This window comes from Streptomyces sirii, assembly GCF_045690365.1.
Lineage (GTDB): Bacteria > Actinomycetota > Actinomycetes > Streptomycetales > Streptomycetaceae > Streptomyces > Streptomyces sirii.
Genome location: NZ_CP147982.1, coordinates 6,708,221 through 6,723,177 on the forward strand (window position 1 = coordinate 6,708,221; position 14,957 = coordinate 6,723,177).

At 71.9% G+C, this 14,957-nt stretch carries 14 protein-coding genes; 8 read left to right on the forward strand and 6 right to left on the reverse strand.

The window, feature by feature from the left end; genetic code table 11:
• The first annotated feature begins 59 nt into the window (after positions 1–59).
• From WAB15_RS30210 to WAB15_RS30220, 3 genes are all read left to right on the forward strand, one after another.
• Positions 60–653, forward strand: a complete 594-nt coding sequence (locus WAB15_RS30210; protein WP_399150110.1) for a DUF5998 family protein — start codon at positions 60–62, stop codon at positions 651–653.
• Positions 653–1,843 (forward strand): alkaline phosphatase family protein, encoded by a 1,191-nt coding sequence (locus WAB15_RS30215; protein ID WP_407288144.1) that lies wholly within the window; start codon positions 653–655, stop codon positions 1,841–1,843. Before WAB15_RS30210 ends, WAB15_RS30215 begins: the two co-directional genes overlap by 1 nt.
• 107 nt (positions 1,844–1,950) lie before the next feature.
• Positions 1,951–2,610: a thymidine kinase gene (locus WAB15_RS30220; protein WP_399150112.1), complete on the forward strand. Its 660-nt coding sequence runs from the start codon at positions 1,951–1,953 to the stop codon at positions 2,608–2,610.
• An 86-nt stretch (positions 2,611–2,696) separates the two neighbouring features.
• Here the strand turns inward: WAB15_RS30220 and WAB15_RS30225 are convergent, their stop codons facing one another.
• Positions 2,697–3,770 (reverse strand): ScbA/BarX family gamma-butyrolactone biosynthesis protein, encoded by a 1,074-nt coding sequence (locus tag WAB15_RS30225; RefSeq protein ID WP_399150113.1) that lies wholly within the window; start codon positions 3,768–3,770, stop codon positions 2,697–2,699.
• Positions 3,771–3,801: 31 nt separating this feature from the next.
• On the opposite strand from WAB15_RS30225, the gene WAB15_RS30230 reads away from it, so the two are divergent.
• On the forward strand, positions 3,802–4,446 hold the full coding sequence (locus WAB15_RS30230; protein ID WP_399150114.1) for a ScbR family autoregulator-binding transcription factor: 645 nt from the start codon (positions 3,802–3,804) through the stop codon (positions 4,444–4,446).
• A 353-nt stretch (positions 4,447–4,799) separates the two neighbouring features.
• Here the strand turns inward: WAB15_RS30230 and WAB15_RS30235 are convergent, their stop codons facing one another.
• A complete protein-coding gene (locus tag WAB15_RS30235) occupies positions 4,800–5,585 on the reverse strand; it encodes a VOC family protein (RefSeq protein ID WP_407288145.1) in 786 nt (261 codons plus the stop codon).
• 259 nt (positions 5,586–5,844) lie between these two features.
• Between WAB15_RS30235 and WAB15_RS30240 the strand changes: the two genes are divergently transcribed.
• A complete protein-coding gene (locus WAB15_RS30240; protein WP_407288146.1) occupies positions 5,845–6,684 on the forward strand; it encodes a sulfurtransferase in 840 nt (279 codons plus the stop codon).
• An 89-nt stretch (positions 6,685–6,773) separates the two neighbouring features.
• Here the strand turns inward: WAB15_RS30240 and sepH are convergent, their stop codons facing one another.
• Entirely contained in the window at positions 6,774–7,826 is a 1,053-nt protein-coding gene (gene sepH / locus WAB15_RS30245) for a septation protein SepH (protein ID WP_399150117.1), read from the reverse strand.
• 497 nt (positions 7,827–8,323) lie between these two features.
• On the opposite strand from sepH, the gene WAB15_RS30250 reads away from it, so the two are divergent.
• Positions 8,324–9,433 (forward strand): hypothetical protein, encoded by a 1,110-nt coding sequence (locus WAB15_RS30250; protein ID WP_407288147.1) that lies wholly within the window; start codon positions 8,324–8,326, stop codon positions 9,431–9,433.
• Positions 9,434–9,498: 65 nt separating this feature from the next.
• On the opposite strand, the gene WAB15_RS30255 is transcribed toward WAB15_RS30250, so the two are convergent.
• Both WAB15_RS30255 and WAB15_RS30260 read right to left on the reverse strand, forming a co-directional pair.
• Entirely contained in the window at positions 9,499–10,842 is a 1,344-nt protein-coding gene (locus tag WAB15_RS30255; RefSeq protein WP_407288148.1) for a D-arabinono-1,4-lactone oxidase, read from the reverse strand.
• Between the two features lie 180 nt (positions 10,843–11,022).
• A complete protein-coding gene (locus tag WAB15_RS30260) occupies positions 11,023–12,294 on the reverse strand; it encodes an MFS transporter (RefSeq protein WP_407288149.1) in 1,272 nt (423 codons plus the stop codon).
• A 181-nt stretch (positions 12,295–12,475) separates the two neighbouring features.
• On the opposite strand from WAB15_RS30260, the gene WAB15_RS30265 reads away from it, so the two are divergent.
• A complete protein-coding gene (locus tag WAB15_RS30265) occupies positions 12,476–13,630 on the forward strand; it encodes a ferrochelatase (protein ID WP_407288150.1) in 1,155 nt (384 codons plus the stop codon).
• A gap of 81 nt (positions 13,631–13,711) precedes the next feature.
• Positions 13,712–14,542 carry an inositol monophosphatase family protein gene (locus tag WAB15_RS30270; RefSeq protein WP_407288151.1) on the forward strand — a complete coding sequence of 277 codons (831 nt, stop codon included), beginning with the start codon at positions 13,712–13,714 and terminating at the stop codon, positions 14,540–14,542.
• Between the two features lie 84 nt (positions 14,543–14,626).
• Here the strand turns inward: WAB15_RS30270 and WAB15_RS30275 are convergent, their stop codons facing one another.
• A complete protein-coding gene (locus WAB15_RS30275; protein WP_393496536.1) occupies positions 14,627–14,803 on the reverse strand; it encodes a hypothetical protein in 177 nt (58 codons plus the stop codon).
• Positions 14,804–14,957: the final 154 nt, after the last annotated feature.

A 14,957-nucleotide genomic window follows, 5' to 3' on the forward strand; every position in this document is an offset into this window, starting at 1 on the left:
GCGGCCCCTCGCCCCCCACTGGGCCCGTGGCGCCCGGCAGGCCCCGTAGGATGGACCCCATGGCGAAGACCGGTACGACGACCCAGGGGCTGCGCGCGGCGATCGAGCGCAGTGGCTACTACCCGACGCTCGTGGCCGAGGCGGTGCAGGCAGCAGTCGGCAGTGAGCCGGTGGTGTCGTACCTCGTCCATCAGGAGACGACCTTCGACGCCAACGAGGTCCGCCGCCATGTCACGGTCCTGGTCCTGACCGGCACCCGCTTCATCGTCAGCCACACCGACGAGCAGGCCGCCGACGCCACCTCCCCCTCGCCGTACGCCACCACGTCCACCGAGTCCGTCAAGCTGGGCCGGATCTCCTCCGTGGTGCTCAGCCGCGTGGTCGCCAACCCCGAGTCCTACACCCCGGGCCAGCTGCCCCGCGAGGTCGTGCTGACCATCGGCTGGGGTGCCGTCGCGCGCCTGGACCTGGAGCCCGCGGCCTGCGGCGACCCCAACTGCGAGGCGGACCACGGCTACACCGGCTCCTCCACCGCCGACGACCTCTCGCTGCGGGTCAGCGAGGCCGGCGACGGTCCGGACTCGGTCCGTGAGACGCTCGCCTTCGCCCAGGCGCTCTCCGAGGCCACCGCGGCCACCACGAACCCGCGCTGATGGTCGACATCGCCCCCGTCTGGCCGGAACCCGAACCGCTCGATCCGCTCGGCGCCCCGGTACCCCTCTACGGCACCGGCTCGCTCGCCGATCTGCTGCCCACCGTCGCCGCCGGCCTCGGCGTTCCCGACCTCGCCTCGACCATGGAGCTGGCCCCCGCCGACCGGGTCTGCGTCTTCCTGATCGACGGCCTGGGCTGGGAGCTGTTGCGGGCCCACCCGGAGGAGGCGCCGTTCCTCACCTCGCTCCTGGGCACGTCGTTCAACGGCAGCGGCCGCCCGCTCACCGCGGGCTTCCCCTCCACCACCGCCACCTCGCTCGCCTCGGTCGGCACCGGCCTGCCGCCGGGCGCCCACGGCCTGCCCGGATACACCTGCGAGGACCCGGCGACCGGCGCCCTGATGAACCAGCTGCGCTGGTACCCGTGGACCGACCCGTATGTCTGGCAGCCGTATCCGACGGTCTTCCAGCTCGCGGACGCCGCCGGCGTCCACACCTGCCAGGTCTCGGCGCCGAACTTCGAGCAGACACCGCTCACCAAGGTCGCGCTCAGCGGCGGCACCTTCCACGGCCGGCTCTCCGGTGAGGACCGGATGGACCTCGCCGCCGAGCAGCTCGCCGCCGGCGACCGCTCGCTGGTCTATACCTACTACTCCGAGGTCGACGGCAAGGGGCACCGCTACGGTGTCGACTCCGACGCCTGGCGCGGCCAGTTGATGTACGTCGACCGGCTCGCCCAGCGGCTGGCCGAGCAGCTGCCGCCGCGCAGCGCCCTCTACGTCACCGCCGACCACGGCATGATCGACATCCCCTTCGACCCCGAGTCCCGGATCGACTTCGACGAGGACTGGGAACTGCGCGCCGGCGTACGCCTGTTGGGCGGCGAGGGCCGGGCCCGGCATGTCTACGCACACCAGGGCGCGGCCGCCGATGTGCTCGCCGTATGGCGCGAGGTGGTCGGCGAGCAGATGTGGGTCGCGAGCCGCGAGGAGGCCATCGCGGCCGGGTGGTTCGGACCGCATGTCGACGACCGGGTACGGGCACGGATCGGTGATGTCGTCGCGGCCGCGCACGCCGACATGGTGATCATCGCGAGCGAACGAGAGCCCCGTGAATCGGAGATGGTCGGGATGCACGGCTCGATGACCCCCATGGAGCAGCTGGTGCCGCTCCTGGAAGTCCGTACCTGACCCGCACTTCCGCACCTCCTGCCCGACCCCGCACGCCCGACGGCGCCGCCCGCGGCCCGCGCCCGCTGCGACGCCTCCGACCCGACGCGAAAGGCCACCCCACAGCCGTGCCCGAATTGGTATTTTTCTCCGGAACCATGGATTGCGGGAAGAGCACTCTGGCTCTGCAGATCGGGCACAACCGCTCGGCCCGGGGCCTGCAAGGAGTGATCTTCACTCGCGACGACCGGGCGGGCGAGGGTCGGCTGTCGTCGCGGCTGGGCCTGGTGACCGACGCGGTGGAGGCCGACGAGGGGATGGATCTGTACGCCTACCTCGTCGAACACCTCTCCCAAGGAGGCCGGGCGGACTACGTCATCGTCGACGAGGCTCAGTTCCTCGCCCCCGAGCAGATAGACCAGCTCGCGCGGATCGTCGACGATCTCGACCTGGACGTCTTCGCGTTCGGGATCACCACCGACTTCCGGACACATCTCTTCCCCGGCTCCCGGCGCTTGATCGAGCTGGCCGACCGGATCGAGTCGCTGCAGGTCGAGGCGCTGTGCTGGTGCGGTGCGCGGGCCACGCACAATGCCCGCACGGTGGGCGGCGAAATGGTGGTCGAGGGCGCCCAGGTGGTGGTGGGCGACGTGAACCAGGCGATGGGGGAGGTGGGTTACGAGGTGCTGTGCCGGCGCCACCATCTGCGCCGGATGACCAGTGCCACGGCCCGCGCCGGTGCGCTGTCGCCGGACGTCCTGCCGGTGTCGGCCGACGCTCCCGGATAGGCCGGGGCGAACGTCAACGCACGGGCTGCCACATCACCCCTTCGCGTCATCGTGCAGGCTGCCCGGTGGACGCGGGGACTGGTCGATCAGTGACCCTCCGGGGCCTGTTCGGGCTGAACCGCCCCCGGAAGAGGCGTTCCGCTCAGCCCGGCGCGGAAGACGTTCCGCCCGCCCTGGACTCCGGTGACCTGGACCGCGAGCGGTCCGGCCTCGGAGCGGGGCAGCAACTCGGTCTCGATCCAGCAGGGTTCGTCGAACTCGACATAGCGCGCGAAGCTGCTGGTGATGACGGCGGGGTCGAACCCGGCGGGCGCGATGGTCGCGTGAGCGGCCTGGTAGGCGGCTTCCAGCAGGGCCAGGCCCGGTACATGGTCGACCGGGTGGTCGAAGAGCAGCGTGTTGCCGGTGTCGTTGCGCAGCTGCCAGCGTCGCGGACGATCGCTCGCCGCGAGCACCACATCGGCCGCGCTGGACCGTCCGACCAGCTCGGGGGCGACCGGCGCGGGGAGCGTCCAGCTTCCCCAGCCCACGCCGAGGTGGTCGCCGCGCAGCCGCCGGTACGCCGCCGGCGAGGACCATGCGCACTCGAAGTCCGCGTGCGCCACGGTGGTCCGGCCCTGACGGATGTGGAGCTTCATCTCCAGCGCGCTGCCGACGCGTCCGCCGGGTCCGGTGCCCGAGACCGTGACATCGATGTCCAGATCCGTGGGCCGGTTCTGCGGAAGGCGGAATTCCGGATTGACGGTGAAGTTGAAGTCGTGCAACAACATCTGATGGGACAGCGGCACGCCGTACTCGGCATGGGTGATGACCAGACCGCTCTGCCGGATTGTCTGGGCGAGCACCCGGGGGTCGCACGGCCGCCCGCCGCGGACCGCGGGCCACTGGGCGGTGAGTGAGAATTCGCCGGATCCGCGACTGTTCCAGCCGGTGACGAAGACCCTGTCCGAGTTCTTGAGGTGAGCGTATTCCTGGAGATTCCCGGACGGTGCGGCGGACAGGGCACCGGAAGAGTCGCCGGACCGAAGCGGGGACCTGCGGTCATGTTGCGGCGTATCTATGCGTGCGGCGGCTTCGGCCATCAAGTCCCCCTGGGTGCGGCCCATCTGACAGAAGTTGACGCTGATAAAATAAACCGGGTCCGCGGTCTTTTTCAACATAGCCGTAAATACTTGGCACGGGAGACATGAGTTGGCGAAACAGGAACGGGCGATCCGGACGCGCAGGGCCTGCCTGGTGGCTGCCGCAGAGATTTTCAACGAATGCGGCTACGAGGCCGCGACGATCGCCGCCATCATCGACCGCGCCCAACTCACCCGTGGGGCGCTGTACTTCCACTTCACGTCGAAGGAGGAGTTGGCGCGCGGAGTGCTTGCCGAGGCGGTGACCACCGAGGGGCTGGTGCCGCAATCGCTCAAACTCCAGGAGTGGGCGGACATAGCGCTCCTGTTGGCCCACCGGCTGCCTAGAGAGCCGCTGCTCAGCGCCTCCATACGACTGTCCGTCGACTCCAAGGCGCGCGGTATGTTCGGCACCCGCTGGCCCGACTGGATCGAGCTGGTCGGCAAGGTGCTCCTGGAGGCCAAGGAGCGCGGGGAGCTGTTACCGCATGTCGACCCGGCCGACACGGCCCGGCTGTTCGTCGGAGCCTGGACGGGCGTCCAGCTCGTGTCCGAGGTCATGCCGGAAGGGCGGGATCTGTCCCGTGAAATCTCCCGGCTGCTGGAGCTGATACTCCCCAATATCGCCGTTCCCGGCGTGCTGGCGCGACTGGACACCTCGCCCTTCCGTGCCGAACGCCTCCTGGGGGCGGACCGCTCCACCGCGGTCTCGTAAGCGTCGCGCATCTTCGCGCCGATGAATGCCGGCCGGGCATTACTTGGTCAGCCCCGGTCTGCGCCCGCCAACAAATGGACCGTTCGGTATGTTTTGGCTTGACGGGGCGCATCTCGGGCTCGAAATCCCTTTCCGTCGACGGTTTTGTCGCCGATGTGTACCGAATTCCGGAGAAGCCCCCGCGAGAAACAGGCCGGGTGGTTTCCCGGAGCATTCGGAAATCGCACCAAAAGTGCACCGAACGCACGTCGGCGCCCGCACCGCAGAGGGAATGCGCCCCGCGCGCTTCGCCGTCCGCGGAAATCCGGGGCGCACCGGCGCCGGGGCGCGGTGCGGGGCGAGCGGTGGCGCTCTCAACCCCGTTCGACGATGCTGAAGACCGCACCCTCGGTGTCGGCGACCGTCGCCTGGCGGCCGTGCAGCGAGTCGTGGGCCGGCTGGAGGACATGGCCGCCCAGGTCGGTGACCCGGCGGGCGGCCGCGTCCGCATGGGGCACGGCGAAGTACGTCATCCAATGCGGGCCCCGGTCGCGGGGCAGCGCGTTGCCCACGCCGTGGATGCCGGCCACCGCGTGGCCCTTGAGGTGCAGCGTCAGATAGTCGGCGGCGGACGGGTCGGACGGGGGCGGGGGCTCCGCCTCGAAGCCGAAGACATGCTCGTAGAACGGGCCGACGGACTCGGTGTCCTGGGTGACCAACTCGTTCCACACCGGAGTGCCCGGTTCGCCGGTGGCCGCGGTCCCCATCATCGACTTGCCCTGCCAGATACCGAAGATCGCGCCCTGCGGGTCGGAGGCGATCGCCATCCGCCCCGCGTCATCGTCCGCGTCCAGCGGCCCGACGCCCACCGTCCCTCCGCAGCAACGAATCTGCTCCGCGGTCACATCCGCGTCGTCGCTGGCCAGGTAGGTCGTCCAGGCGACCGGCAGGTTGCGGTCGGGCGCCAGCTCGCCGAGCCCGGCGACCTCCCTGCCGTCGAGGAAGGCCCGGGAGTACGGACCGAAGTGCTGCGGCCCCGGGTGGAACTCCCAGCCGAACAGCGCGCCGTAGAACTCCTGCGTCACGGGCAGACTGTGGGCCAGGAGGCTCACCCAGCAGGGCGCGCCGGGCATCCGCCTAGTCGCGGCCTCGGTCGTCATTGTCACTCTCTCCTCGGAGCGTCGGTGTGCGGACCACGTGCGGTGCGTGCGGTACGGGCGCGGGTCCAGAGCAGATGCTCGCACCCGGTGACCTGGTGTGCGCCCCGGCCGCGCCGTCCATGGCGCGTTCGCGAGGGAGAATGCCCGTTTTGATGTTTCTCGTCCGTTTCGGCGACGTTACGGCAGGCTGCAACTGCGCCATACGGAGGGTGGGCACCCGCCTTCTGTACGTAGTCATCGCTACGCAAGGATGAGTCCCATGAATGCCATCATCACCGCTACCGAACTCGCGAGCGAGTTGGCGAAGCCCACCGCTCCGGTACTCCTGGACGTCCGCTACCAGCTCGGCGGTCCGCCCGGCCGCCCCGAGTACGCGGCCGGCCATGTGCCCGGCGCGGTCTATGTCGACCTCGACAGCGAGCTGGCCGCGCCCCCCGGCAAGGCCGGCCGGCACCCGCTCCCCGACCTCGCGGCCTTCTCCGAGGCCATGCGGGCCGCCGGTGTGCGCACGGACCGCCCCGTGGTCGTCTACGACGGCGGCCAGGGCTGGGCGGCCGCCCGCGCCTGGTGGCTGCTGCGCTGGAGCGGTCACCCGGACGTGCGGGTGCTGGACGGCGGTCTCGCCGCCTGGGAGGCCTCCGGCGGCGCCCTGAGCACCGACCAACCGGAGCCGCAGGCGGGTGACTTCACTCCGGTGCCCGGCGCACTGCGGCTGCTGACGGCCGACGACGCCGCCGCGCTCGCCCGTCGGGGTGTTCTGCTGGACGCGCGGGCCGGCGAGCGCTATCGGGGCGAGGTCGAGCCCATCGACCCGGTGGCCGGCCATATCCCGGGCGCGGTCTCCGCGCCGACCACCGAGAACGTCGCCGAGGGCGGCACGGTCTTCCGCGCCGCCCACGAGCTGGCCGAGCGGTTCGCGGCGCTGGGTGCCACGGCGGACGCGGAGGTGGGCGTCTACTGCGGCTCCGGGGTCTCCGCGGCCCATGAGGTGCTGGCCCTCGCGGTCGCGGGCGTCCCCGCCGCGCTGTACGTCGGTTCCTGGAGCGAATGGACCGCCGACCCGTCCCGCCCGGTCGCCACCGGTTCCCAGCCCGGCTGAGCCCCCGCCACGGCGCCGTACGACGCCGTCCGCCCGCCCCCTGGGAGCCAGGGAGCGGGCGGACGGCGTGGTGTGCGGTGGCCGGACCGCTACTCCGGCTTCTTCCTCCGGGTGCCGAAGACGATCTCGTCCCAGCTGGGCACGGCCGCCCGGCGCCCGGGCCGTACGCCGTCCGCCTCGGCCTGCCGGTCCGTCGTCCCGGTCAGCCGGTCGCGGTGGCCTGCCACGGCTCGCGGCATCAGTACATCGGCGTACGCGGAACCCGCGCCCGCGCTGGCGGCCGGGGCCGGCGGCTCCTCGACCTCGGCCTCCGGCTCCTCCTCGACCGGCGCCGCGTTGGCGCTCTCGGGGACGACCATGTCGCCGCGGAAGCTGGGCACCGCCTCCAGCAGGCTGGTCAGCGAATCCCGCTCCCGCTCGCCGACGGCCTCCTCGCTACCGCGCTGCTCGCTCTCCTCGCCACCGGACTGCGCGCGCTCGGACGTCTGCCGGTCCAGCGCGCGGTCCAGCGGCCGGTCGCGCGGCAGCCGCGCGATGCGCGGGACGAACGGGAAGCTCGGTTCGGGAGTGTCGTCGCTCTCGCCGATCAGCGCCCGGGCCTCGTCGTCCACGGCCTGCACCAGCCGGCGCGGCGGGTCGTAGGTCCAGCTCGCCGAGTGCGGCTCGGTCGCGACGCGGTAGACCAGCAGCACCTCCCAGGTGCCGTCGTCCCGGCGCCAGGAGTCCCACTGGACGCTCTCCTTGTCGGCGCCGCGCAGCAGCAGCCGCTCCGCGACCGCTTCGCCGAGCTGCGGACCGGTGTTCTCACCGGGGCGCCGTACGGGTGTCTTACGGGCCCGCTCGGCCATGAAGGCGCGCTCGGCGAGGACCGGGCCCTCGAAGCGGCGCACCCGGTCGACGGGGATGCCGGCGAGCTGGGCGACCTCTTCGGCGGAGGCACCTGCTCTTATACGCGCCTGGATGTCCCGCGGCCGCAGATGGCTCTCGACCTCGATCTCGATCTGGCCGAGACGCGCGCGGTCATTGCGGACGGCGGCGCGCAGCCGTTCGTCGATCGGAAGCGTGTACTCGGTGCTGTCCGCAGCTTTGAGCACCAGCCGTGTGCCGTCGTTGGAGACGGCCACGACACGCAGTTCGGGCATGGGGACCTCCCGGGTGGTGCCTGCCGACGTCACGTGCGTCGCTGCTTCCGCTAGTCGAGTGTGGCCTGCCCGGGTGCAGCCTGCCACAACATTGCCGAGTTGCCCGGCGTGTCGAGGCTTGGCCCTCAAACGCCGTTATGACACGGTTACCAGTTTGCAACGCTCAGTGACCATGCCGCTTGCCCTGTCGCCGATCACCCGTGCCGAGCGGCGGCGCCCCAGGGTGAGTGCCGCCTTCAAGGCCCCTCCCGCGGGTTCCGGGCAGCCGGACGGGAACCGGGGCCAGGGTTCGCCACAGTACTCCATTCGGGCCACTGAGGTGGACCGCCGCGCCGCCGAACTTCTGGGCGGTCAGCGGAGTTCGGTCGCCTTGTCGACCTCTCTACCTGCCGCGTGGGTGGCGAGTTTCACAGATTCCCCAAATTCGGAACTGTTGACTCCGCCAATTGGTCACTTCTCCATGCAAGATGGATCGAAGGGGCTACCAAAGGTTGGAGATGGACGAAGAAACCGAAACCGCCACGAAGAAGAAGGAGAAGCGGATCGACCTGAGCATCGCTCAGGTAGCCGGCAGCGCACTCGCTGCGGCCGCCGCCGCGTACCTCGCGGGGCAGCTCGGTGTGTACGGAACCATCATCGGCGCGGGTGTGGTCAGTGTCGTGGCCACGACCGGCGGTTCGATATTCCAGCACCTGTTCCGGCGCACCGGCGAACAGATCAAGGAGGCATCGGTCGCCACCCGGCCGAAGCCGCGCCGTTCTTCTCTCCGCACTCGATCCACCACCCAGCAGGCACGGCAGGCCGACCCGACCATGGTGCTGCCGACCTTCGACAAGCAGGGCACGGAGGACAAGGTCACCTCCGTCGCCGCAAGGACCCCCGGGCCCGCCACGGCCCGTACCCAGCTGATCCCGCGGGCCGAACAGGCCCGGCGCCGCGACCCGGCGAGCGCCCACCCCCTGGAGCGGACCCAGCTCGTACCGCGGCTGGAGGAGCCGACCATGGCACTGGGCCGGGCGGACGCCCGCCCCGCCGAGACCACCCGCGCGGCACCACTCCCGGCCGGACGGCCCGAGGAAGTCGGCGCCACGACGTACGGCACCCGGCTGCGCGGCTGGAAGCGACCGGCGCTGGGCGCGCTCGTGGTCTTCGTGCTCGCCATGGGCGGAGTCACCGCCACCGAACTGCTTTCCGGGCAGACGGCGAGCGGTGAGAACGGCACCACGCTGGGCAACATCACCCGAACCGGTGGCTCAAGCCGGCATCAGCCCGACACCCCGCAGTCGCCCGGAACCGGCGACTCGCCCGGTGACGGCGGCCAGAAGAGCGGCGACGAGCCCTCCCCGGACCCTGGGAAGTCGGGCGACGGCCGCACCGGTGAGGGTGAGGACAAGGGCACGCCCTCACCGACCCCGAGCCCGTCCGACGGCGGCAAGACGTCGCCGGACCCGGACACGTCACCGTCCACGAAGCCGTCTCCCGACGGCTCCACCGGGAGTGACGGGGACACCGGCTCCGGTGACGGCTCGACCGGTGGCGCACACCAGGAGAGCGGGCAGAGCGGGCAGCAGTCCGAAGGGCAGGTGCCCACCCCGGGCGCATCCTGACCCGGGTGGACCCGCGACGACCGTGCCCGGTGCCCGTAGTGGGCACCGGTGCGCGGCCGTCGACGTCATTCCCCCAGGACCCGCCGTAGATACGCGTTGGTGAACAGGCGGTCCGGGTCCAGCCGGTCGCGCAGCGCGGTGAACTCGCCGAACCGCGGATAGACGTCGGCGAGGTAGGCGGCGTCGCGGGTGTGCAGCTTGCCCCAGTGCGGGCGCCCCTCGTGCGCCGTCATGATCCGCTCGGCGGCCGCGAAGTACGCCTCGTACGGCGTCCCGCGGTACATGTGCACGGCGATGTAGACCGTGTCCCGGCCCGACGCGGTGGACAGCGCGAGGTCGTCGGCCGGCGCGGTACGCACCTCCACCGGGAAGCTGACCTTGAAGCCCGCGCGCTCCACCTGCGCCTTCAGCTCACTCAGCGCGGTGACCGCGACCGCGCGGGGCAGGGCGTACTCCATCTCCACGAACCGCACCCGCCGCGGCGAGGTGAACACCTTGTAGGGGATGTCGGTGTACGTACGGGCCGACAGCGCGCGGCTGGAGATCTTGGCGATACCCGGTATGGCGGCCGGCACCGTGCGACCGACGGTGCAGGCGACCTGGAAGACCCCGTTGGACAGCAGCTCGTCCTCGACCCAGCCGCTGACCTTGCCGGGGGGTGCCGCCGGGCCCTGACTGCGGTTGTTGCGCTTGGTGTTGCAGCTGTCGGTGTGCGGGAACCAGTAGAACTCGAAGTGCTCGTTCTCGGTGACCAGCTCCTCGAACCGGTCGGTCACCTCGTCGAAGGGCATCGGTTCCTCGCGGGCGGTGAGCAGGAACTCCGGCTCCACGGCGAAGGTGAGTTCGCTGATCACGCCCAGCGCGCCCAGGCCCAGCCGGGCCGCGGCGAAGACGTCCGGGTTCTCCCCGGCGGAGCAGGTCAGCACCGAGCCGTCCGCGGTGACCAGTTCCAGGGCGGTGATCTGGGCGGCGATCGACGCCGAGTCGCGGCCGGTGCCGTGGGTGCCGGTACTGGTCGCCCCGGAGACCGTCTGCTCCATGATGTCGCCCATGTTGGTCAGCGACAGCCCGTGCGCGGCGAGGGTCTGGTTCAGGTGCTTGAGGGGCGTACCGGCGGCGACCGTCGCGGTCCCGGCCTCGCGGTCGATCCGGCGGACGCCGGTCAGCCGCTCGGGGCGGATCAGCAGCCCGTCGGTGGCGGCGGCCGGGGTGAAGGAGTGGCCGGTGCCCGCCGCCTTGACCGTCAGGCCGTCCGCGGCGGCGGCGCGGACCGCGGCCGCCAGCTCCTCGGTGTTCGCCGGGGCCACGCTCCGGGCGGGGCGGGCGGTGACGTTGCCCGCCCAGTTGCGCCACGCTCCGGTTGCCCTGCCGCGCCCTCCCGAGCCGCCGACGGCGCTGCTGACTGCCATGGTGACGCCCCCTCCCTCGACGCCCGGCCGGGCGTCGGTGTGAGCGCATGATGTCAGTCGCCGACGCGCCGTCCACAGGGGGTGACGGGAATCACATGATCAAGGAATCGGCCGGAATCGCCCGGCTCCCGGACATCTCGTACCGGCGGTAACAGGGCGGGGTCGCGTCCGAGCGGTGCCTTAGGCGACGCTCTCCTGGTCCCGGCGCTCCACGGGTGCGGCATCCCGACCCGGAACCTCCGCGCCGGTCCCGCCCGCCGCCGAGGCCGCCGGCCGCGGACGGAGCCAGCGGTAGCCCGCGAACGCGACCAGCATGGCGAGCACGCCCGCCGCCCCCGGCACCAGATAGCCACGGGCGGCACCGGCGGCGTCCACCACCCAACCGGCCGCCGACGAACCCAGCGCGACGCCCACCGCCAGTCCGGTGCTGGTCCACGTCATGCCCTCGGTCAGCTTCGCCCGCGGCACATGCTCCTCGACCAGCGCCATCGTGGTCACCATCGTCGGGGCGATGGACAGCCCCGCGAGGAACAGCGCGCCGGCCAGCAGCGGCAGCGAGCCCACCAGCTGCAACGGCACCATGCTCACCGCCATCGCGCAGACCCCCACCGTCCAGCGCCGGGCCGGATGGCCCTTGAGGTGCAGCAGTCCGAAGACGGCGCCGGCCACACACGAGCCCAGTGCGTAGACCGCCAGCACCAGGCTGGCCGCGGCCTTGTGCCCCTCCTCCTCGGCGAACGCCACGGTCACCACGTCGATCGCCCCGAAGATCGCACCCGTCGCCACGAACGTCACCACCAGCACCTGCAGTCCCCGTGAGCGCAGCGCCGAGCCCTTGGGCCGGTGCTCCCGCGGATGCGGCACCGGCTCCGTCGCACGCTGCGCCGTCAGCCAGAAGACCCCGGCCGCCAGGAAACCGCCGGCCAGCAGCGGGCCGGCCTCCGGGAACCACGCGGTGGACAGGCCGATCGACAGGATCGGGCCGACGATGAAGCACATCTCGTCGACGATCGACTCCCACGAGTACGCGGTGTGCAGGGCCCGCGGAGAGCCCCGGTAGATCTCGGCCCAGCGCGCCCGGATCATCGAGCCCACGCTCGGCACGCACCCCACACAGGCCGCGAAGGCGAACAGGGTCCAGTCCGGCCAGCGCTGCTGCGCGCTCAGCAGCAGACCGGCCACCGCGGCGAGCGACACCAGCGTGGCCGGGCGCATCACCCGGCGCTGGCCGTGCAGATCCACCAGCCGGGAGATCTGCGGGCCGATCACCGCCGCGGACAGCGCGATGGTCGCCGACAGCGCGCCCGCCAGGCCGTAGCGCCCGGTCAGCTGGGAGACCATCGTGACGATGCCGATGCCCATCATCGACAGCGGCATCCGCCCCAGCAGGCCGGCGGCGGAGAAGGACTTGGTGCCGGGCCGGCCGAATATGGCGCGGTAGGGACTGGGCAACGGGGGCGCTCCGCCGAATGAGGACCGAAGATCGGTAAGGAATGTATGTGGCCGATACAGCTTACGTCCGGTGGGGTGCCGTCCGCCTCCGGATTTCCACTCGTGCCGAAGCGCCCCGCCGGCCCTTTCCGAGCACCGGACCTGCCCGCCGCACCCGGACGAAGGGTGGCAGGATCGACGCATGCCCGAACAGTGCGATCCCAGCCCCTATGACGCCCTGCTGCTGCTCTCCTTCGGCGGTCCCGAAGGCCCCGACGACGTCGTCCCGTTCCTGGAGAACGTCACCCGCGGCCGGGGCATCCCCCGTGAGCGCCTCAAGGAGGTGGGTCGGCACTACTTCCTCTTCGGCGGCGTGAGCCCCATCAACGCCCAGAACCGCGACCTGCTGGACGCACTGCGCGGGGATTTCGCCGAACACGGCCTGGAGGTGCCCGTCTACTGGGGCAACCGCAACTGGGCGCCCTACCTGACCGACACCCTGCGCACGATGGTGGGCGACGGCCACCGCCGGATCGCGGTCCTGGCGACCAGCGCCTACGCCTCGTACTCGGGCTGCCGGCAGTACCGGGAGAACCTCGCCGACGCGCTCGCCGCCCTGCAGGCCGAAGGACTGCCGGTGCCGCGGGTCGACAAGCTGCGGCACTACTTCAACCACCCCGGCTTCCTCCGCCCGATGATCGACGGTGTGCTGGCGTCGCTGGAGGCCCTGCCCGCGGCGGTTCGCGACGGCGCCCACATCGCCTTCACCACCCACTCCATCCCCACCGCCGCCGCCGACAGCTCCGGCACGCCCGTGGACCACACCCAGGACGGCGAGGGCGGCGCCTATGTCGCCCAGCACCTCGACGTCGCCCGGGTGATCGCGGACGCGGTACGCGAGGAGACCGGTGTGGACCACCCCTGGCAGCTCGTCTACCAGTCCCGCAGCGGCGCCCCGCACATCCCCTGGCTGGAGCCGGACATCTGCGACCACCTGGAGGAGCGGCACGCGGCCGGCGTCCCCGCCGTGGTCATGGCCCCCATCGGGTTCGTCTCGGACCACATGGAGGTCAAGTACGACCTGGACACCGAGGCCACCGCCAAGGCCGCGGAGCTGGGCCTGCCGGTCGCCAGGTCGGCCACCGTCGGCGCCGACCCCCGGTTCGCCGCGGCCGTCCGCGACCTCCTCCTGGAGCGCGCGGCGACCGAACGGGGCCACAGCCCGGAGCGCTGCGCCCTGGGCGCCCTGGGCGCCGGCCACGACCTGTGCCCGATCGGCTGCTGCCCGGCGCGCGCCCCGCGCCCGGCCGCCGCCGGCGCCGACTGGCACGGCCCGGTCGCCCAAGCCCCCGCGTAATCCCCGCACGCCCGCCCCGGCCCGTACGCCCGCCCACGCCGTACGCCCGCCCGACCACCGCTCGTCCGAGCAAGGAGCATCGTGCCCGACCCGCTGCACCCCGACCCGACGCCGACCGACGCGCTCCACGACGAGCTTCTCGGGCTCGCCCTGGAGGCGGCCCGCCGCGCAGGAGAGCTGCTGCGCGACGGCCGGCCCGCCGACCTCGGCGTGGCCGCGACGAAGACCAGCCCCATCGACGTCGTCACCGAGATGGACATCGCCTCCGAGAAGCTGATCACCGGCTTCATCGGGGAGGCCCGCCCCGACGACGGCTTCCTGGGGGAGGAGGGCGCCAGCACCGACGGCACCAGCGGCATCCGCTGGGTCATCGACCCCATCGACGGCACCGTCAACTACCTCTACGGCCTGCCGTCCTGGTCCGTGTCCATCGCGGCCGAGCAGGACGGCGAGGCGGTCGTCGGGGTGGTGGCCGCTCCGATGCGCGGCGAGACCTACCAGGCCGTCCTGGGCCGTGGCGCGTTCAACAACGGCGAGCGCATCCGCCACCGGCCCGCGCCGCCGCTCTCCCAGGCGCTGCTGGGCACCGGCTTCGGCTATCTGGCCGAGCGCCGGGCGGCCCAGGCGGAGGTGGTGCGGACCCTGCTGCCGCAGGTGCGCGACATCCGGCGGGGCGGCTCGGCCGCCATCGACCTGTGCGATGTGGCCTGCGGTCGGCTCGACGCCTACTACGAGCGGGGCCTGAACCCCTGGGACCTGGCCGCCGGGGCCCTGATCGCCCGCGAGGCCGGCGCGCTGACCGGCGGCCGCCCCGGCGAGGTCGCCTCCCACGAGCTGACGCTCGCGGCCTCCCCGGCCCTCTTCGCCGAGCTCCAGCCGCTCCTGGACGAGGTCGGCGCCTGGCACGACTGACCCGTGCCGGACGTGGACACGGCAGCGCCCCGGCATCCCCTTGAGGGGGGTGCCGGGGCGCTGCCGTCGTACGCCGGCGGGCGGTCAGGCGTTGCTGACCGCCCCGTAGCGCACACCGTGCTCGCTCGCCAGGCGCTGCAGGTCTTCGAGCTCGGCCTGCTCGACCTCGGCGAGGAAGTCATCGCCCGCAGCGCGGGCCTGGTCCAGATCTTCTTCGGTCTTCTCTATGCGCTGCAGAATGCCTGCGGTGAACGCGTCCATGTGCGCCCCCTCGTCGTGGGTCGGTGGCACGGGGGTGTGCCGACGGGTGGGTGATCACGGCGTGGTCCCTGCGATGGAACTAGTTCATGGCGGGTCGCCGAAAAAACAGGGCGTGATCGCGGGTGTGCAGTCGTCCTCCCCACGAGCAACCTCA